Source organism: Streptomyces sp. NPDC059201 (genome assembly GCF_042754585.1).
Taxonomy (GTDB): Bacteria; Actinomycetota; Actinomycetes; order Streptomycetales; family Streptomycetaceae; genus Streptomyces.
The window spans coordinates 59895-78031 of record NZ_JBHZBB010000016.1 but is presented as its reverse complement, the minus strand read 5'-3'; the positions used below and the strand labels follow the sequence as shown (position 1 = coordinate 78031).

The window sequence follows — 18137 nt, the reverse complement described above, 5'->3', positions numbered from 1 at the left end:
AGCTACAGTCCGATGTTGCACGGTCATGTCTCATCCCTCGAAGGAGCCCATGCGCCCCCACGACGAGTCCACCTGGACACCACCGCCGCGCGATCCCGCGCAGCCGAAGGAGCCCGCCCAGCTGCGGCGCATCCTCGGCCTCTTCCGTCCCTACCGCGCCCGCCTCGCGCTCGTCGGCCTCCTGGTCGGCGCCGCCTCGCTGGTCTCGGTCGCCTCCCCGTTCCTCCTCAAGGAGATCCTCGACACCGCGATCCCCCAGGGGCGCACCGGGCTGCTCAGCCTGCTCGCCCTCGGCATGATCGTCACCGCCGTCCTGACCGGCGTCTTCGGCGTGCTCCAGACCCTGATCTCCACCACCGTGGGCCAGCGCGTCATGCACGACCTGCGCACCGCGGTCTACGCCCGGCTCCAGAGAATGCCACTGGCCTTCTTCACCCGTACCCGGACCGGCGAGGTCCAGTCCCGGATCGCCAACGACATCGGCGGGATGCAGGCCACCGTCACCTCCACGGCGACCTCGCTGGTCTCCAACCTGACCGCCGTCGTCGCGACCGTGGTCGCCATGCTCGCCCTCGACTGGCGGCTCACCCTCTTCTCCCTGCTCCTGCTGCCCGTCTTCGTCTGGATCAGCCGGCGGGTCGGCGGCGAGCGGAAGCGGATCACCACCCAGCGCCAGAAGCAGATGGCCGCCATGGCGGCGACCGTCACCGAGTCGCTCTCCGTCAGCGGCATCCTGCTCGGCCGCACCATGGGCCGTGCCGACTCGCTGACCGAGTCCTTCTCCCGGGAGTCCGAGCGCCTCGTCGACCTCGAAGTGCGCTCCTCCATGGCCGGGCGCTGGCGGATGTCCGTCATCGGCATCGTCATGGCCGCGATGCCCGCGCTGCTCTACTGGGCGGCCGGCTTCGCCATGCGGGCGGGCGGCGCCGCGATCTCCCTCGGCACCCTGGTCGCCTTCGTCTCGCTCCAGCAGGGCCTCTTCCGGCCGACGGTGAGCCTGCTCTCCACCGGCGTCCAGATGCAGACCTCGCTCGCGCTCTTCCAGCGCATCTTCGAGTACCTCGACCTCCCGGTGGACATCACCGAGCCCGACGAGCCCGTCCGCATCGGCGCCGTCCGCGGCGAGATCGGCTTCGAGAAGGTCCGCTTCCAGTACGAGCCCGAGGGCGCGGGCCGCCCGACCCTCGACGGCATCGACCTCACCGTGCCCGCCGGCGGCAGCCTCGCCGTCGTCGGCCCCACCGGCTCCGGCAAGTCCACGCTGAGCTATCTCGTGCCCCGCCTCTACGACGTGACCGGAGGCAGGGTCACGCTGGACGGCGTCGACGTCCGCGACCTCGGCTTCGACACCCTCGCCGGCGCGATCGGCGTCGTCTCCCAGGAGACGTACCTCTTCCACGCCTCGGTCGCCGACAACCTGCGCTTCGCGAAGCCCGACGCCACCGACGCGGAGATCGAGGCCGCCGCCAGGGCCGCCCAGATCCACGACCACATCGCCTCGCTGCCCGACGGGTACGACACCCTGGTCGGCGAGCGCGGCTACCGCTTCTCCGGCGGCGAGAAGCAGCGTCTGGCGATCGCCCGCACGATCCTGCGCGACCCGCCGGTGCTCATCCTGGACGAGGCGACCAGCGCCCTCGACACCCGCACGGAACACGCCGTGCAGCAGGCCATCGACGGCCTCTCCGCCGGCCGCACCACGATCACCATCGCCCACCGCCTCTCCACCGTCCGCGACGCCGACCGCATCGTCGTCCTGGAGTCGGGCCGGATCGCGGAGAGCGGCACGCACGAGGAGCTGATGACCCGGGACGGCCAGTACGCCGCCCTGGTCCGCCGCGACGAACAGGCGAACGTGGGAGCGGTTGTTCCCACGAACGTGTGATCGTTCCCGGTTTCGTTGCCCAACTCCCGTACGGCGTCGGAAGATTACGGTGCGCAAGCGACGGGCTGCAGACCGCGACTGCGCTGTCCCACGAAACACCTGTACGAGGAGAAGCACCACCATGAACGTCATCACCGACCTGCTCGCCGGCGTCCTCCACTTCCTGGGCTGGCTCGTCTGACCCACGCAGCTCCGAGCGCGCCGCCGGCCCCCCGTCCCAGGGGGCCGGCGGCGCCGCCGTGTGCGGGGCTCCCCGGAAACCCGGCGGCGCCGGGTTACGGTGCGGCCATGTCGTACCGGCCGTCCTCCCCGTACGCACCCCGCCGCCGCCCCCGGCTCACCCGCCGCGGCCGGGTGGCCGTCGTCGCCGGCGGGCTGCTCGCCCTCGCAGTCGCGACCGCCGTCCCCCTCCTGCTGCTCCTCCCGCGCGACCGGCCCGCCGCGCCGCCCGAGCCCCCGACCCTGCTCGTCACCGAGGGCCGGCGCTCGACCCAGGTGTACGAGGACGTCGACCGCGCCCTCGCCCTGCCGGACGGCACCACCCGCAAGGCGGCCACCGCCCCCGCCACCGCGCTCGGACTCCCGGCGGAGGCGCGCGGCAATCCGGAGGGCTACCTCTTCCCCGCCACGTATCCGCTCCCGGGCGGCACCACCGCCGAGGGTCTGCTGCGCTACATGGTCGCCACCGCCGGCCGCCGCTTCGGCACCCCGGCGACCGCCGAGGCCGCCCGCGCCCAGGGCCTCACACCGCACCAGGCGCTGATCGTCGCGAGCATCGCCCAGGCCGAGGCGGACACCGCCGACGACATGGCCAGGGTCGCCCGCGTCGTCCACAACCGCCTCGCGCGGGACATGCCCCTCCAGATGGACTCGACCCTCAACTACGCGCTGGGCCGCAGCACGGTCGACACCACCTTCGAGGACACCCGCGTCACGAGCCCGTACAACACCTACGCGCACAAGGGGCTCCCGCCCACTCCCATCGGCAACCCCGGCGAGCAGGCCATGACCGCCGCCCTCCACCCGCCCACCGGCGACTGGCTCTACTTCGTCACGGTCGGCCCCGGCGACACCCGCTTCACCGCCGACTACGCGACGCACCAGGCGAACGTGGCCGAGTTCAACGAGCGGCGGAGGCAGGAGAGGGAAGGACGGGGGTGACCCCCTCCGCGGGCGAGACCCCCTGTGTCCTGATATCGACCGATTTGCGTGGTATCGCGGAGAGGTGCGGATCGTTGGTCAGCGCATGAAGCACCTCAGACGACGTCGCTGGATCTGGTCTCCCATCACCTCCTGGCAGGCCAGGCGACTGGCCCGGGTGACCGGGGTGGACGTCGACGATGCCTGGGTGGAGATCCGGCTGACCACCCATCCGGACGAGCGACATTTCGCCCTCGCCCACGACGTCCTCACCCAGGTCCTCCTCTCCCGGAGCGGCGTCTTTCTGGAGGAGGGGCCGCGATACGGGACGGAGGGGCCGCGGTACGGGACGGAGGGGCGCGCACGGTACGCGCCCGAGGCGGGGCTGAGGTCGCCGGAGGGCGAGTGGCGGCCGCGCGACGGCTCGCTCAGACCGTAACCGGCTCCGGGCGACGCGCGAGCAGGCGCCGGATCTCGGCCACGGCGGCGCGACCGGCCCGGTTGGCGCCGATCGTGGAGGCCGACGGGCCGTAACCGACCAGATGGACGCGCTCGTCGAGGACGGCGCGGGTCCCCTCCACCTGGATGCCGCCGCCAGGGCCCCGCAGACGCAGCGGGGCGAGGTGGTCGAGGGCCGGCCGGAAGCCGGTCGCCCACAGGATCACGTCCGCGTCGACCGTGCGGCCGTCCGCCCAGACGGCGCCGGTCGGCGTGATCCGTTCGAACATCGGCTGCCGGTCCAGAACGCCGTTCGCCAGTCCCGCGCGGATCGCGTCGTTGACGGGCAGCCCCGTCACCGAGACCACGCTGCGCGGCGGCAGCCCCTGCCGCACCCGCTCCTCGACAAGGGCGACGGCCGCCCGCCCCTCGGCCTCGCCGAAGGGACCCTCCCGGAAGACCGGCTCGCGCCGCGTCACCCAGGTGGTCGTGGCGGCGTGCTCCGCGATCTCCAGCAGGTGCTGGGTGGCCGAAGCGCCGCCGCCCACCACGATCACCCGCCGCCCGGCGAACGCCTCCGGCCCCGGATACCGCGCGGTGTGCAACTGGTCGCCCCCGAAGGTCTCCTGGCCGGGGTAGCGCGGCCAGAACGGCCGGTCCCAGGTGCCGGTGGCGTTGATCAGCGCCCGCGTCTCGTACACCCCCTCCGACGTCTCCACCCGCAGCCGCCCGCCCTCCCCCTCCCGCACGGCGGTCACGTCCACCGGCCGGTGGACGCGCAGCCCGAAGGTCTGCTCGTACGTGTCGAAATAGGCGCCGATCACCTCGGAGGAGGGCCGCGCGGGATCGGCACCGGTCAGCTCCATCCCCGGCAGCGAGTGCATCCCGTGCACCTTCCCGTAGGTCAGCGAAGGCCACCGGAACTGCCAAGCCCCACCCGCCCGGGGTGCATGATCGAGCACGACGAAGTCCCGCCCGGCCTCCAGCCCACTCCGCCGCAGATGAAACGCGGCGGAAAGCCCCGCCTGCCCGGCCCCCACGACCAGGACCTCCACCGCACCCGCCACATTTTCGTTCACGTTTCTACCAACGGGCCCGAGCTCCGAGATCTTCCCGATGGTGTCTCGCGGCATGGGCGCGCCATCCTGTGCCTCGGGCGGCAGGATGACCCCATGTCACACTCCTTCACCACCCGCGTCCTCAGCCTCACCACCGGCTCCAGTGAGACGGTCACCGATCTGACGCGAGCCTGCGAGGACTTCCTGACGGAGACGGCCGCGGGCCGCGACGGCCTCCTCAACCTCTTCGTGCCCCACGCCACCGCCGGTCTCGCGGTCCTGGAGACCGGCGCGGGCAGCGACAGCGACCTCCTGTCCACCCTCCACCACCTGCTCCCCGCCGACGACCGCTGGCAGCACCGCCACGGCACCCCCGGCCACGGCCGCGACCACGTCCTCCCCGCCTTCCTCCCGCCCCACGCCACCCTCCCGGTCATCGCGGGCCGCCTCGCCCTGGGCACCTGGCAGTCGGTCTGCCTGGTCGACACCAACAAGGACAACCCGGACCGCCAGGTCCGACTGAGCTTCCTGGGCTGACCGAGCGGATCAAGATCGTCCTGGGTGTGGCCGCCGATTCTCCTTACGCTCCGGCGAAACGGGAGAAAGATGCGCGGTACCACTATGGACGAGATCGAGCGGCCTTACGACGGCTGCGGAAAGTGCCTGCTCGGAGTACGCCGGCTGTCGCGGGTGAAGGCCGACACGACCTCGCCGGAGCGGCAGCGGGAGGACGTGCTGACGGCTGCCGCTGCCGTCGGCGGGCACATCATCGACTGGGCGGACGACTGGGAGGTGTCCGGTGCCACCGACCCGATGACCCGTCCGAAGCTCGGTCCGTGGCTCTGTGACGAGCGGGGCAAGTACGACGGGCTCGTGGCCGCAGCGGTCGACCGGATCGGTCGCAACGTGGTCGACTGCTTGAACACCGGCTACAAGATGCGTGACGAGGGCAAGCTCCTCGTCACCTACGGGCATGAGGGCGTCTGGAGCCTCGACGACCCGAACGACGAGAACCGCTTCACGATGGAGGCATAGGGCGCGCAGATGGAGCTGCGCGCCATACAGCGGCGCAACCGTGATGCGACCAAGAAGATGCGCGCTGCCGGCCGCCCGAAGGGCAACCCGTCGTACGGCTGCCAGTACGTCCGTGCCGTGCCGAACGGCCAGGTCGACCGGGTCGAGCTCCACCCGCATGCGGCCGAGGTCCTGCGGACCGTCGCCCGCCGTATCCTTGCCGACCCGGAGAACGTGTCGGTGAGCAGTGAGGCCGCTCGCCTCAACCGTCTTGGCGAGCTGTCGCCGGCCGACCACCTTGCCGTCATGTACGGCAAGCCGGCCCGTGGGCGCCCCTGGTACCCCACGAGCCTGCGCAACATGCTGCTGTCCGAGGCGGCCACGGGCTACTTCGTCCACCAGGGCAAGCCCGTCATCGACCGGACGGGAAACCCGGTGCGCCTGAGCGAGGGATTGTGGAACCGCACCACGCACAACGCTTTGAAGGAGGTGCTCCGTGCCAGGGACACCCCGTATCGGGGCCGCAAGACCAACCGGTCGTACCTCTTGACGGAAGTAGCGCTGTGCGGCCAGTGCCACAACCGTCTCTTCAGCCAGACGTCCGCCGACGTTCCGCCCCGCTACGCGTGCACCGCCCGGAACAAGGGTTGGAAGAGCGCGCAGCATTGCCGCCCAGCACCCAACACGCCGGCCTCTACGACCAGCCCGACGACGCCGAGTGGTACCGCGAGCGATACATCGAGCTCTCCCGGGAACTGAAGGAACTTGAGAGCGAGCCCCAGCGACCGCCCGGCATGCGGCAGCGCCCCACTGGCGAAACAGTGGAGGACCGATGGATGAAGGCGCCGGACGTCCAAGCCCGCAAGGAGATTCTGTTGGACTTCGGGGTCAGGTGACGGTGTTCTCGGCATCGTCCCCGGTGTGGTGGGTGCCGGGAATCCTGCACGGTCCCGAGCAGAACCCTCTGAGCCTGAGCGGATCATTCCGGACCATGGGTACCTGAGGTCTCGGAGGGATCGGGTGGCACCGTCAAGTCCCGGTATCGGGCGCATCCTGGCTTTCCTTAGTCGAGCGAGCGCCAGGAGCCACCAGATTTCGAAAACGGATACCGAACTGATCGCAGGCGAGTTGCATATTGCCCACCAGCACGGCTGGTCGACCGACGAGCCCACATGGGCGATCCTGACCAATGACGCGGCGAAGGCTGCGGACCTGGCCGCCCTTCTCGGAGGAAAGATGAGGGAAGCGCAGGGGCAGGACGGAGCCACCGAGGTGATCCTGGGCCGGAGCGCCGTCGAAGCGACACTCATCGGTCCGTCTGCACTTGTCTGCAACACGGTCCGACGGCGAGGGCCCGCTACCGTCGAAATGGACCAGGCGGGTTCCGCGCCCTTGACTCGGTCGGAGGCTGGCAAGGCTAACGGGCGCACAAGGACTTGCGACGAGATGGTCAAGGCACGGGCAGGCACCGGCTCGCGCCCTGCAGTGTCGCTGATGCTCAGCATCACAGGAGCGGAAGACCTTGGTGTATTCCGACTGACCTCGGAATCCTGGGACTTTCCGAGGCAGTGCGAGCGCTGTCGGCTGAGGTAGTTCCTCCCGGTGGCCGGGTGCGCGTCGCGGTGCGTATTCATACGAGTCGCATGACGAATCGGTCCGGAGTGGCGGTGGTGTTCGACCAACCTCAGCTTGTCGTTCTCGATTCATTCTCGGAGAACGTTCATTGGTCCCTGGCGGCGTGACGCGGTCCGGGCCTCGTTCCCCTGGGAACGGGGCCCGCGGCCTGCCGAGCCGGAGGCGTTGCCGGAACAACCGATGGTGGTTACGCCAGTGGCACGACCCCGCCCACGGCCCGGTTGATGCGATCACGGATTGCTTCAGTGGGAACGTACGAGAGTGCCTCCGCGAGCGAATCGAGTACGGAGGCGAACCGGCCCTCCTGCTGGCGCAGGTGGGCGTCCAGGAAGGGAACCGCCGCACCCGTGGCGCTGCAGCGGGCCTGCCGCGTGTAGAGCACGGTAAGGGAGAAGGCCCAGCAGGCGTGAAGAAAGCCGTGGACGGGACGAGGAGTTCCTCGCCAGGGGGAGAAGAAGGTGACGTCGGCGGGGAGGCGCACGTCGTGTGCGACCAGGGCGTCGTTGAGCCAGTTGTGGGCGGCCTCGTGGATGAGGTCGCGGGCTAGGGCCTCGGGGTGCGCGGTGTAGTCGGTGAAGACCGTGCCCGGGAGGCGGGTGAGGGCCCAGCTGTGGAGGGTCTCGTCGAGTCGGCGGCGGTTGAGCAGGCAGATGACGGGGGCGTGCTGGGTGAGCAGGGTGCCGAAGCCGTGCTCGGTCGCGGAGGCGAGGGCGGCACGAACGAGGCCGTGGGCCTCGGGTGGGGCAGGGCTGGTGTCGGGGCGGACGAGGTAGTACGCGGTTTCAGAGATCTCCGAGCGGAGCAGGTCCGCGGGGCGCGGGCTGAGCACGATGTGCGGGCCGGCCGACAGGTGGGTCAGATCTCGCACCGTCGTACGGCGGTACCAGGCGAGGAGGTCAGCGTCCCGGGCGCGCGCCGCGGGTTCGGCGCCTTCGAGCAGGTGGTGGGCGACGGCGTAGTCGAGGGCGGACGAGCCGAGACGGTTGCCGAGTACGGAGGCGATACGGCTGGTCCGTTGGCGCTGGTGTTCGGCGATACCGTCGAGGGCGACCAGGGCTTCCGGGGAGAGAGCGCTCATCTGGGGCTCCGGGAGTGGAACGGGGCCGGACCGGGACGGGCCCGGCCCCATGGCGGGTCAGGACACGGTGGTGGGCTCAGCGGCGTCGGGCTGCACTGTGGTGGCCAGCCAGGTCTCGGTGGCCGCGTTGGAGGTGTGCGCGGTGGTGCGCACCGGGTCGCTGTCACGCAGGGACGCGACCGCCTCCAGGAACTCGTCGAACGTCTTGTCGTCTGCCACTGCTCGCTCTCTCTCCTCAGGTAGGGGCGGTGGGTCGGGGCGAAGGGCTGGTGCGGGCGGGCCGCGGGGGCCGGTCACGGATGCATGGCTCCTAATTCGGCGACGAAGAGGGTCAGGAACTTTCGAACGCGGCCGGCGCGGACCGGTTCGGTGCCGTGGACGAGCTGGCTGCCGAAGACCACGAGAGTCCCGGGAGCGGGTGCGACGCTCCATCGGGTGCGGGGCATGGCGCGAAACCAGGGGGAGGACATGTCCGTTCCGTCGTGTGTGAAGCGCATCCCCGGGACGTAACCCGACTCGGTCGGCGCCTCGTCGGTGGTCCAGGCGGCGTCGCTGCCCGTGGTCTCCACGTAGAACGCCCCGCCTGTGTCCTGGATGTCCGTGAGCGTGACCGTCGCGGCGGCGATCTGCCGGGGACGGGTGAGGGGATCGGGGGCGATGCCGTCGGCATGCGGGGTGATGTACTGGCCGGCGCCGTACTCGAGGTAGATCCACGGCCGGTGGCCGGTGACCGATGGCAGGGTGCGCGTGATGGCGGCCATGTGGAGCTTGAGGGCCTGGTCGAGGAGGGTTGTCGCCTCGTACGGGATGTCGGTCATCTCGATCCGGCCGGCCGGCTCGTAGACATCCTGTGCCTCGGCGGGGGAGTGACCGGGGATCTCGTGGATGGTCGTATGGCGGCCCGCGCCGTACCGGTCGCGGCCGAGGGAGCCGAGCGCGTCGTCCATGACGTCGTTGAGGCGCTCGATCTCGTTCGGTTTGAGGAAGCTCTCCACGGTCCGGATGGACAGCGTCTCGGCGATGTGGATCACTGCTCGCCTCCATCGCTGGAGTCGGCCTCGCCCGCGCAGGCGCAGAGGGCGGACGGCGAGGCATAGGCGGCTTCGGCCAGGGCCTCCGTGAGTACGTGCGCGGCCTCGGTGAGGTCCTCGAAGTACTCGGCAGGCGTGGTGCCGGCAGCGGGTACGAGATGGAGGTCCAGCGTCGGGTACACCCGGCCGGTAGTGCGGCACGTGAGCTCGTTGCGGCCGAGGACCAGCGAACACGCTCCGGGCAGGGAGGACTCGGCTCGGCCGGCGGCGCGGCACAGGCGCGCCGCTGTTCGCGCGTACTCGGCGCGGTCGCGCGGCAGGATGCCGACCGAGAGGAACCGGGGCTCGGCTTCGGGGAGGTCGGCGTAGGCGTGGCCCTGGCAGCTGTCATAGGTGACGGTGTTCCAGCCCGCGGTGAGCGCGTCGACGACCGGGAGGACGCCGGGCTCGATGCCCTCGTACCACTGGGGGTGTCGCGGGTCGAGATCGTCCGCCTCGTGAATGCCTGGGAGGCCGACCGTGTTGATGTTGCCGTGGGCGCTTACCTGGAGGCGTGCTGGCGGGCGCGGTGCGGCGGGGTCATCCCAGCGGGCCAGGAACGCCCCGACGTGGTGCATGTCGTTGGGGCGGACGGGACGCCAGCGTAGCCGGGAACAGGAGGCGCTGGGCGGGAGATCCGGCTGGGCGAGCAGGGCGGCGACGCCGTCGATCAGGCGCATGCGGTGGTCGCAGTACGCGTCTTCGTCGCCCGCGGCGGCGAAGCGGAGGCGGACCGCCGGGCAGCCCGCGCCGCAGGTGTCGCGGTAGTCGCAGGTCGTGCACTTCGTGACCAGGGAGCGTGCCTGCCGGAGAAGGGGAGAGCTGCCCTGGGCGCCGGCCACGTCTGCCTCAGCGTGTACGCCACCGAGCGTGGCCAGGCCGGCCTGCGGCCAGGGCAGCTCGTCGCAGCTTCCCAGGCGGTCATCGGGATAAAGGGTGAGGACGTGGTCGCACTTCAAGTCGGAGAAGTGACAGGAACGGGTTTGTAGACCCCTCAGGCGGCGGATGACGGAGACGACGGGCTCCAGCTTGACGCGGCGGAACAGGCCGTCGGCGACCCAGTGGTGGGCGGCCTCCAGAACGAAGTCGGCGTACTGGCGTGGCGTGACGGCCCAGGCCGGGCCGGTGGGGCCGATGGCCCGTCGCTGGAGTGCCCGGCTGGTCGGCGTACGGGATCCCGCCATAGTGGTCGACCGGGTGACCGCCGCGTCGAAGCACGGCACCAGGCTGACCGTCGTCACGGCGGAAAAGGAGGCGAGGTGCTCCATGACCTCGGAGGCCCGGTCGAGGACGAAGGGGGTGACGGCGCAGATGACGCCGACGCGGCGTTCTCGACGGCCGAGGAGTTCCAGGGCTTCGACCACTCGAGGGTACGTGGGCTGGCCGTCGTAGCCGACACGCCACGAGTTCCCGAGCGCGTCCCCGTCGAGGGAGAGGCCGATCTCCAGCTCCGGGCAGTGCCGCTCGAACAGGTCCAGCCAGGCGTCGTCGAGCTGGAGGCCGTTGGTCTGGAGGCTCACGCGGATGACGTTCGGCTGTGCGGCGAGCGCGTCCAGGATCTCCGCGATCCGTTCCCGGCCGGCGGTCAGGGGCTCCCCGCCGTGGAGTTCGACGCTGAGCGGACGCCCGGAGAAGATCGAACCGAGGCGGTGGACCTGTTCCGCGCTGATCCGGGCGCCGCCCGGTGACTCCTTGCGCTTCTCGAAGCAGTACAGGCAGTCGATGTCGCAGGTCTCCCCGCGGAGCTTGAGGATGACGGAGACGGCCGTGTCCGTCCCGGTGCTCGACAGCGGGGCGTAGAGACTCTCCAGGTCGATGGAGGCGGTGCAGGTGACGGGCATCAGAGGACTCCGGAGGAGGAGAGGCGCGGTCTACGCGTCATCGGTGGAGACCGTGGACAGCCACCCGAGGAGCTGTCCGCCAGCGATGGGGATGTGGACGTCGCCACGGCGAAGGAACCACCCGTCGGCGTACCGCTGGGGCAGCCAACCGGCGTCAGGGGCACCAAGATGGGGAGGTTTCTGCAGTGGGTCGTCGACGGGCCAGCAGTCCAGAAGCGCTCTCGTCACGCCTCGCTGAACCGGACGGAACCACTCCCACGTCTCTGCGCGAGCCGGGTCGATCGACGGGCGGGGCTGCGCCTCGGCAAGCAGCGGCAGCCACTTGTCGCCGAGGACCGGGTGGCCGGCCGCCGCGCAGCCGAGCGCGGTGAGGCAGGTCGCCAGCTTCCGGCACACGACGCCGGCCGATTCGGCCAGGCCGTCCTCGACGAGGCCGGTCAGGTCCTCCGCGAGACTCGCAGCGACCTCGGCTTGGTCGGCGACCGCCCAGCGGCGGTAGCCCTGGCACTCCTCGGGAGCGAGTACCGGATCCCAGCGCCCGGCGCCGTACGAGAGGGCGGTACGCAGACACATGAGGTCGTGCATCGAGGCGCGTACCCGGCGGAACGATCCGAGGTCGTCGCGGCGGACATCGAAGGAGCGGAGCAGGTGACGGAGTTCCTCCGCCCGCTGCGGGGCCGTCGCCTGGAGGTCGACGCGGACGCCGTCCACGATGCGTGACTCCCACGTCGGAAGGTCGCCGTCCACGATGCCACGCAGGTCGATGTCGCTCGCCGCGTGGGCGAAGCCGCAGGCAAGGGCTCCCTCCAGCCAGACCTCGCGGGCCTCGCCGGACGCGATCAGCGCCTGGGCGACTCTGTCGGCGATCTCCCGGCGCAGTCGTGCCGATGGGTTCACCGGTGGCCTTCCTCGATCAGGATCTTGTCGTCAGCGGTGATCTCCCTGAGGAGATCTATGGCCCATATGTCGAGCGCGTCGCGCACGTCGGACCGCTGGGCGCCGATGTGGGGCGAGGCCAGGAGGTTGAGCGGTGTCGTGGAGCCGGTCAGGAGCGGCAGGTGCTCCCGCTCGACTGGGTCGAGGGCGAGGCCCGAGAGCCTCCCGTCGGCTAGCGCCCGCAGGCAGGCGGCGACGTCGAGGGTCTCCAGCCGCCCTGCGCAGATGAGTAGAGGCCGCTGCGGAGCGACGCGTGCCAGGAAGTCCTCGCCGATGAGCTGTTCGGTCGTGCGACGCAGCGGCAGAGCGATCACGTGTACCTGCGACTGCTCCATGAGCGCTGTCGGCGACAGCTCCCGCAGACCGGGAGGGTTCGACGGCCACGCGGCGAAGGCCGTCCCGCCCATGAAGGGGGCCAGAGCCCAGTCGGCGGCCAGCCCCACCGGGCCTGCGCCCCAGATACCCGCGGCCAGGCTGCCGAGTGACGCTCCCATGCACGCCTGCTTCTCGTGCCGGCCGAGCAGGAGCGCGTGCTGCCCCAAGGGAATCCGTCGGGCCAGGGAGAGGGCAGCGGCGAGGACCCACTCGCCCACGGCGTCCGCGCCGGCCTCGGCGTTGCGGTGCAGCGTGATGCCACGGTGCCGGAGGGCGTTCACGTCGATGTGGTTGATGCCGGAGCCGGTCCGTACGACGTGCCGCAGGTGAGGGAGCGCGTCCAGCTCCCTCTCGCGGAGACGAACGCCGGAACGCAGGACGAGCACGGCCGTGTCGGCGGGCAGAGGCGAGTCCAGGTCTGGCAACTCGTGTACGAGGACATCGGGCAGGGCGCGGCGGATCGCGCTCGCGTCCGCCGCACCGCGTAGCACCAGGACGGCGCTCATCCGGGGAACTCTGGGTTCTCGTACCGGCCGAAGGCGAGATCGCCCTCGCCGACGACGACGGTCACGGGCGAAGGCGCGCCGAAGTACACGTCGCAGGCGCGCTTCACCCCCGGGAGCCCGTCCCAGGCCCGTGGATTGACCGCCGTGTCCGCGTAGTCGTCGACGAGCAGCACGCCCGTCGGCATCAGGCGGGTGACGCAGTGCGTGAGTCCCGTGAGGGTCGAGTCGTAGAAGTCGCCGTCCAGGTAAGCGAACGCGATCTCGTCGGGCAACTCCTTGGGAAGGGTCTCGTCGAACCATCCCGGGTGGATGACCGGCGCCGGCCTGCCCCAGGCCGAGTGCGTGACTCGCACGTCATCCGGGGATGACCGGAGCTCGCCCGCTGCCAGATGGTCCGAGTCCTCGGCGCCGGGCGCGGGCATGCCCTGGAAGGAGTCGTAGACGTGGATCTCGCGGTCGCGGTCGCCCAGCGAGTCGAGCACGCTACGGATCCAGAGGGCCATCGCGCCCCTGTAGCAGCCAAGTTCCACCACGGCGCCCGGCACGCCGCGGGCGATCAGGTTGGCGAGCTCGTCGGCGATCACCCGGAGCCGGTCGGCACAGACCGTTCCGGAGTGCTGCCGCAGCAGCCACTCCCGCAGATCCTTCAACGTCGGATCCATGAAGGTCACCACCTGTCCACGAAGGGGTCGGCGAGTTCCCCGCTCAACGCCGCGGACAGCGGGCGGTTGATCCGGGGTAGCAGATACACGTCGCCCAGACGTTCCAGCGAGACCCACTCGAAGCCCACCTGGATGGGGTCCGGCGGTTCCGGCATGCGCGGCTCTGCGTCGTCCACCTGCTCCGCGAGGAAGTTGAACTGAACCTTCTGTACGTCCCCGAACTCGCCCTTCCACGACTCGGGGACGTACTCGACGACGCACAGCAGACGCCGGGCCACGACCTGCAGGCCAGTCTCCAGTGCGACCTTGCGGTTCACAGCCTGGCGCAGATCCTCGCCGACCTGGGCCTTGCCGCCGGGAAGGTTGTAGTGGAACCCGGCCTCGTCGTCGTACGACAGCAGCAGGACGGCGTCGTCGCGCACGATCGCCGCCTTCACGGAGACACTGATCCGAGGCAGTTCGGATGTCAGAGGCACGACAGCGCCTCCGGTTCGCCGACGCGCATCAGGTCGCCGACCTCCGCGAGGGACCCCGCGACGGTGGAGCGGAAACTCCCTCCGCGCCGGAACTGACGGGCGGCGGCGCGCATACCCGCGAGGGCGGCACGGCTGAGCTGGTTCGCGTAGATGCAGAGGTGGAAGCCGGCCTCGCCGAGTTCGGCGGCGCTCAGGTCGGGGAACGCCGTGGGCACGCTGACCAGCGGCACGCCGTGATTCCACGCTCGCCCGATGGCCCGCGCCTGCTCACCGGTCGCGTCCTTGGAGTGGATGAGCACCGCATCCGCTCCGGCCTCAGCGTACGCCTCGGCGCGGGCGATCGCCGTGGCCATGTCCTCACCGGCGATCAGGGCCTCGGTGCGGGCCACGACCACGAGGCCGTCACCGGCGACCTTCCGTATGCGCCCCACCTGCTCGCACAGCAGGTCCCGGTCGGCGAGGTTCTGGGCCCGGTGGGCCGCGAAGCTGTTGCACTTCGGGTACGCGCTGTCCTCGACACACACCGCCGCGGCTCCGGCGCGCATCAGGTCGTACGCGAACCGCTCCGCCGTGCGCCCCGAGCCACCCGCGTTGTCGATGTCCACGACGACGGGCAGTTCGGTGACACGGCCGAGCGAGGCGACCACGTCGGACAGGTCCCGTGGGCCCAGGACGTTGGCGTCAGGCAGCCCGGAGGCCGCCGACACCTCCAGACCGCTCACCCACAGGGCGTCGAAGCCCGCCTCCGCCGCGACGTGCGCGGCGAGCGCGTTCACCGCACCGATCGCCAGGAGAGGGTGCTTCCGCTCGCTGTCGTCGAGGGCCTCACGTAGATGCATCGCCTGCGTGCCGTCAGCCATGGGTCTCTCCTCCATCCGCGTGGGCGCCGAGCGACGGCACCAGCTGCCGTTCGCGCAGTACGTCCCAGGCGGTGAGCAGCACCTCGGACCGGGGCCGGCGGGCGTCGAGGCGGACCACGTCGCCGAGGAGCGGGAACTCGTCGGGCTTCGCGACCACGGCCTCGTAGGTCTCGCGCACCCAGCTCTGGACGTCGTGCACGTCCCAGTCGGCCCGGACGGCGTCACCCTGGCGGGCCTGCGCCCGGCTCATCGAGGCGTCGGTCTCCAGGTCCAGGACGAGCGTGAGATCCGGGGCCACGGTGAGCTGCGCGGCCAGCGTCTCGTACGTCTCCGACGCCCTCATGCCGTGCTTCACGGCGAAGAAGGCCAGCTCGCTGAGGAGCCAGCGATCCGCGATCACGGGCCGTGCCGGCCGCTGGGGGAGCACGAGGAGATCCAGCGTGGCCCGCTTGTCCGCCGCGATCGCGGACAGGTAGGTGTCACGGTTCCCGGCGTTCGGCTGGTACTTGCCGGTGACGATGGCGGCGGCCTGGTCGGCGGCGAGGAAGTTGGTGGTGAGCACGCACAGCGGGGTGACGCCGTAGAGCCCCTCCCAGAGCCGGAACAGGCCCTTGCGCAGCGTCGTCTTGCCGGTGCCGTCGAGCCCCTCGATGACGATGAACGGATAGCGGTGGTTCATTCGACCTGCCCCGCCCCCGTGCCGCCGGCGTACTTGGTGAAGCGACCACGCCAACGGGCCGTGGTGGACACCAGGTCCACAAGCCGGAGCTCCGCCAACTCGTCGATGAGGCGGGGCAGCTCGGGCTCGGCGCAGATGCCGGCCTCGATGGCCCGGCAGTACGCGGCGCGGAGGGCCGGGTCGTCGTCGGAGTCAAGCAGCGCCGCCTCCAGCACCCGCGTGGCCATGCCGTGGGCCACGACGCTCACCGCGGTGCCCAGGGCCTGCTCGTGGAGCGGGCCCGGGTGCGGCTCCAGCGTGATGTGGTGCACCCCGCGGTGGCGGATGACCGTGAAGAAGCCCACCCACCAGGCGGCGGCGGCGCTGACGGCGGTCACGGCGTCGGACCAGGCCGCCCCGGACCGTTCCACGAGGAGGTTCTGGGCAGCGGTGTCGGCGGCGCGGTGAAGTGCCCCGCGCCGGTTCCGTGACTCCGCTCCGTGCCGCTGGGGCAGCTCCCACCAGAAGCCGAGCCCGGCGTCCTCCAGCAGCGCCATAGCGGACTCGTCGGCCGCCGGCAGCGGAGACGGGCGCTGGGCCAGCACGGAGACATCGGCGCCCGGCACGTCGGGCAGCGCCTTCTCCTCGGCGACGGCAGCTCGCCATTCGTCGAGATGGAGATGGAGCCGCTGGGTCAGCAGCCCGTCCGCCAGCGTCTGCCAGGCATGGGCCAGCGGTGGCGAACCGGGTGGCCGGGGCGGCAGGGTCAAGGAGGTCACAGGTCGGATCCTCACGTCCGGGGAGTCGCGGCACGCGGCTCCGGTCGGTGGTGCTCCACCACGATGGCCGCCACGAAGGCCCACGCTCATGAGTGTTTATGAGCGCCACCAGCGGAACGTGTTCGGGTGGTCGCAGAGCGAGGGAGAATGCCGACCATGGTCGACAGCGGACAGCGGCGGTGTACGCGCTGCGGTGCCCTTCTCAGTCGCTTCAACGCCGGTACGCGATGCGCCTCGTGTCAGGACGGGCCGGCCGCCCGACGGGCCGACCCGGCCTTCTGGCGTGACCCGACGGTCCGGCGAGCCGTGGCCGCTTGGGAACTCGGCACCGTCGTCAAGCTGTTCAGGAAGCACACGGGCCTCTCCCAGGCCGGCGTGGCGCGGATGGTCAGCATCGACCAAGCCGAGGTCAGCAGACTCGAGCGCGGGCTCAAACAGATCCGCGACCGACGGCAGTTCGTCCAATGGACCGATGCATTGGGTGTTCCGGAGGAACTGCTCGGGCTCCTGCCCACGGCCGATCCGCATACCCCGGACTCCACAGGCCGACCGGGAACGGCGGACACCGGAGCCCGTGGGTATGTGGTGCTGCCCGAAGGCCCAAGCCAGCTTCTGTTACCCGCCGGCCGGTCCGTCCCGACGACGGCAATTCCCGTGCTGACCCTTCCCGCGGCCTCCTTCATCGGGGACAGCCTGCGACTCGACTCCCGCCCGGAGCTGGACGCCTGGCGCACCATGCCAATGCGTGCGCTCGTCGTCGCGAACCGCACGGTCGACGGGGCGGTCCGGCAGTTCGTCACCGACGCCAGGCTGAGCGGCGTACGTGGCACCGCCTCTGACCCGGTCGACATCCCTGCCGCGTACGAACTGGACGACCTGACGTACGGCATCCTGTGGGCCGTGTCGGGATTCGAGGCGGCCCTGCTCGGCGACGACCAGGCCCTGCACACCTCGCTGGCTTCGCTCACCGCTTCCCCAGGCTCGCCGCTCGCCTCCGACCACGGCCTGACCGAAGTGTCCACGATGCTGATCGGCTCGGAGACCGCGGCCCGGTACATCCTGGGCCACCGTGACCACCTGGGCGACGCACCCGTCTTCTGGACCAGGGAACAGCGCGGTGAGGAGGCCGCCACCTGGCTGTTCTTCCGGCACAAGTACCGCTACCTCGAACGAATGGTGCCCCGGCGTCCAGGCGGTACCAGCGGCCGGGGGTTCTGCGTCCCCGAGACGGCGGTCGCCTCCTCGCCGGCGTACGAGCGCGTTCTGCTGTTCCTCGCCATCGCGCTCTTGGAGTCCTTCGGTATCCGTACGTGGGTGACCGACGACGGAGGCTTCGCCCACACCGACGGCTTCGCTCTCGCCCATGGGCGCCGGGCCGTCATCGCCTCTTGGGTACGGACCGAGGGGGCGTCCCACCTCGCGGTCACCGCGCGGCCGGGAGCCCTGCGCACGTTCGCTGACGTGACCGGCCACGTCAGCCACCACTCGGCTACGGCGGCCGACCAGGCCGGACAGCGCCTCGCGGCAACGGCGGAGTACCTCGGCCTCGACGTCTCCTGGCTCGGTCGCCGGTGCGCACAGTTGTCGGCCGTCGGCACGGAGCGGCTGGCCCGGCCGCGCAGCCGGTTGCTCGGCCTCGAAGGGCTGGAGGCCGCCTGCCGGTTCGTGGCCGAGCAGCTGGTGATCATTCCACGTACCCGGACGGCGCCGACCGGATAGCCTGCCT

General features: G+C 70.9%; 19 protein-coding genes. 7 read left to right on the top strand and 12 right to left on the bottom strand.

The features are described from left to right. The first annotated feature begins 49 nt into the window (after positions 1-49). From ACFXMG_RS35960 to ACFXMG_RS35950, 3 genes are all read left to right on the top strand, one after another. The gene (locus ACFXMG_RS35960; protein WP_383830492.1) at positions 50-1885 is read left to right on the top strand and encodes an ABC transporter ATP-binding protein; all 1836 of its coding nucleotides are present in this window, start codon (positions 50-52) and stop codon (positions 1883-1885) included. A 288-nt stretch (positions 1886-2173) separates the two neighbouring features. Then, the gene (mltG, locus tag ACFXMG_RS35955; protein ID WP_383820868.1) at positions 2174-3046 is read left to right on the top strand and encodes an endolytic transglycosylase MltG; all 873 of its coding nucleotides are present in this window, start codon (positions 2174-2176) and stop codon (positions 3044-3046) included. A gap of 85 nt (positions 3047-3131) precedes the next feature. Further along, positions 3132-3464 (top strand): hypothetical protein, encoded by a 333-nt coding sequence (locus ACFXMG_RS35950; protein WP_383820870.1) that lies wholly within the window; start codon positions 3132-3134, stop codon positions 3462-3464. On the opposite strand, the gene ACFXMG_RS35945 is transcribed toward ACFXMG_RS35950, so the two are convergent. Further along, positions 3454-4518, bottom strand: a complete 1065-nt coding sequence (locus ACFXMG_RS35945; RefSeq protein WP_383821033.1) for an NAD(P)-binding domain-containing protein — start codon at positions 4516-4518, stop codon at positions 3454-3456. The two genes, ACFXMG_RS35950 and ACFXMG_RS35945, sit on opposite strands and share 11 nt — an antisense overlap. Positions 4519-4635: 117 nt before the next feature. Between ACFXMG_RS35945 and ACFXMG_RS35940 the strand changes: the two genes are divergently transcribed. The 3 genes from ACFXMG_RS35940 to ACFXMG_RS35930 all read left to right on the top strand — a co-directional run bounded on the left by ACFXMG_RS35940 (position 4636) and on the right by ACFXMG_RS35930 (position 6294). Next, positions 4636-5058, top strand: a complete 423-nt coding sequence (locus ACFXMG_RS35940) for a YjbQ family protein (protein ID WP_383820872.1) — start codon at positions 4636-4638, stop codon at positions 5056-5058. A 69-nt stretch (positions 5059-5127) separates the two neighbouring features. Continuing rightward, entirely contained in the window at positions 5128-5556 is a 429-nt protein-coding gene (locus ACFXMG_RS35935; RefSeq protein WP_383820875.1) for a recombinase family protein, read from the top strand. A gap of 9 nt (positions 5557-5565) precedes the next feature. Continuing rightward, positions 5566-6294 (top strand): hypothetical protein, encoded by a 729-nt coding sequence (locus ACFXMG_RS35930; protein ID WP_383820878.1) that lies wholly within the window; start codon positions 5566-5568, stop codon positions 6292-6294. A gap of 1063 nt (positions 6295-7357) precedes the next feature. On the opposite strand, the gene ACFXMG_RS35925 is transcribed toward ACFXMG_RS35930, so the two are convergent. The 11 genes from ACFXMG_RS35925 to ACFXMG_RS35875 form a co-directional block, all read right to left on the bottom strand. Then, entirely contained in the window at positions 7358-8248 is an 891-nt protein-coding gene (locus ACFXMG_RS35925; protein ID WP_383820880.1) for an aKG-HExxH-type peptide beta-hydroxylase, read from the bottom strand. A gap of 57 nt (positions 8249-8305) precedes the next feature. Continuing rightward, on the bottom strand, positions 8306-8467 hold the full coding sequence (locus ACFXMG_RS35920) for a hypothetical protein (RefSeq protein WP_383820883.1): 162 nt from the start codon (positions 8465-8467) through the stop codon (positions 8306-8308). A gap of 74 nt (positions 8468-8541) precedes the next feature. Next, entirely contained in the window at positions 8542-9279 is a 738-nt protein-coding gene (locus ACFXMG_RS35915; protein ID WP_383820885.1) for a 2OG-Fe(II) oxygenase, read from the bottom strand. Continuing rightward, complete coding sequence (locus ACFXMG_RS35910; RefSeq protein ID WP_383820888.1) at positions 9276-11159, bottom strand: radical SAM protein; 1884 nt, start codon at positions 11157-11159, stop codon at positions 9276-9278. The genes ACFXMG_RS35915 and ACFXMG_RS35910 overlap by 4 nt, the downstream gene beginning before the upstream one ends. A 30-nt stretch (positions 11160-11189) precedes the next feature. Beyond that, positions 11190-12056 (bottom strand): hypothetical protein, encoded by an 867-nt coding sequence (locus tag ACFXMG_RS35905; RefSeq protein WP_383820891.1) that lies wholly within the window; start codon positions 12054-12056, stop codon positions 11190-11192. After that, complete coding sequence (locus ACFXMG_RS35900; protein ID WP_383820894.1) at positions 12053-12976, bottom strand: NAD(P)-dependent oxidoreductase; 924 nt, start codon at positions 12974-12976, stop codon at positions 12053-12055. The genes ACFXMG_RS35905 and ACFXMG_RS35900 overlap by 4 nt, the downstream gene beginning before the upstream one ends. Then, positions 12973-13638, bottom strand: coding sequence for a TylF/MycF/NovP-related O-methyltransferase (locus ACFXMG_RS35895; RefSeq protein ID WP_383820897.1), 666 nt, complete (start codon positions 13636-13638; stop codon positions 12973-12975). Before ACFXMG_RS35895 ends, ACFXMG_RS35900 begins: the two co-directional genes overlap by 4 nt. Positions 13639-13643: 5 nt before the next feature. After that, on the bottom strand, positions 13644-14075 hold the full coding sequence (locus ACFXMG_RS35890; RefSeq protein WP_383820900.1) for an NUDIX domain-containing protein: 432 nt from the start codon (positions 14073-14075) through the stop codon (positions 13644-13646). A gap of 29 nt (positions 14076-14104) precedes the next feature. Then, positions 14105-14974 carry an isocitrate lyase/phosphoenolpyruvate mutase family protein gene (locus tag ACFXMG_RS35885; protein ID WP_383820902.1) on the bottom strand — a complete coding sequence of 290 codons (870 nt, stop codon included), beginning with the start codon at positions 14972-14974 and terminating at the stop codon, positions 14105-14107. Then, positions 14967-15653 carry a thymidylate kinase gene (locus ACFXMG_RS35880; RefSeq protein WP_383820904.1) on the bottom strand — a complete coding sequence of 229 codons (687 nt, stop codon included), beginning with the start codon at positions 15651-15653 and terminating at the stop codon, positions 14967-14969. The genes ACFXMG_RS35885 and ACFXMG_RS35880 overlap by 8 nt, the downstream gene beginning before the upstream one ends. After that, on the bottom strand, positions 15650-16411 hold the full coding sequence (locus tag ACFXMG_RS35875; protein WP_383820907.1) for a hypothetical protein: 762 nt from the start codon (positions 16409-16411) through the stop codon (positions 15650-15652). Before ACFXMG_RS35875 ends, ACFXMG_RS35880 begins: the two co-directional genes overlap by 4 nt. Before the next feature lie 156 nt (positions 16412-16567). Between ACFXMG_RS35875 and ACFXMG_RS35870 the strand changes: the two genes are divergently transcribed. Then, a complete protein-coding gene (locus tag ACFXMG_RS35870; RefSeq protein ID WP_383820909.1) occupies positions 16568-18130 on the top strand; it encodes a helix-turn-helix domain-containing protein in 1563 nt (520 codons plus the stop codon). The last annotated feature ends 7 nt before the right edge of the window (positions 18131-18137 follow it).

Coding starts and splice junctions, on each gene's coding strand:
- ACFXMG_RS35960 (WP_383830492.1), top strand. CDS start 50: ATGCGCCCCCACGACGAGTCCACCTGGACACCACCGCCGCGCGATCCC.
- mltG (WP_383820868.1), top strand. CDS start 2,174: ATGTCGTACCGGCCGTCCTCCCCGTACGCACCCCGCCGCCGCCCCCGG.
- ACFXMG_RS35950 (WP_383820870.1), top strand. CDS start 3,132: ATGAAGCACCTCAGACGACGTCGCTGGATCTGGTCTCCCATCACCTCC.
- ACFXMG_RS35940 (WP_383820872.1), top strand. CDS start 4,636: ATGTCACACTCCTTCACCACCCGCGTCCTCAGCCTCACCACCGGCTCC.
- ACFXMG_RS35935 (WP_383820875.1), top strand. CDS start 5,128: ATGCGCGGTACCACTATGGACGAGATCGAGCGGCCTTACGACGGCTGC.
- ACFXMG_RS35930 (WP_383820878.1), top strand. CDS start 5,566: ATGGAGCTGCGCGCCATACAGCGGCGCAACCGTGATGCGACCAAGAAG.
- ACFXMG_RS35925 (WP_383820880.1), bottom strand. CDS start 8,248: ATGAGCGCTCTCTCCCCGGAAGCCCTGGTCGCCCTCGACGGTATCGCC.
- ACFXMG_RS35910 (WP_383820888.1), bottom strand. CDS start 11,159: ATGCCCGTCACCTGCACCGCCTCCATCGACCTGGAGAGTCTCTACGCC.
- ACFXMG_RS35900 (WP_383820894.1), bottom strand. CDS start 12,976: ATGAGCGCCGTCCTGGTGCTACGCGGTGCGGCGGACGCGAGCGCGATC.
- ACFXMG_RS35895 (WP_383820897.1), bottom strand. CDS start 13,638: ATGGATCCGACGTTGAAGGATCTGCGGGAGTGGCTGCTGCGGCAGCAC.
- ACFXMG_RS35885 (WP_383820902.1), bottom strand. CDS start 14,974: ATGGCTGACGGCACGCAGGCGATGCATCTACGTGAGGCCCTCGACGAC.
- ACFXMG_RS35880 (WP_383820904.1), bottom strand. CDS start 15,653: ATGAACCACCGCTATCCGTTCATCGTCATCGAGGGGCTCGACGGCACC.
- ACFXMG_RS35870 (WP_383820909.1), top strand. CDS start 16,568: ATGGTCGACAGCGGACAGCGGCGGTGTACGCGCTGCGGTGCCCTTCTC.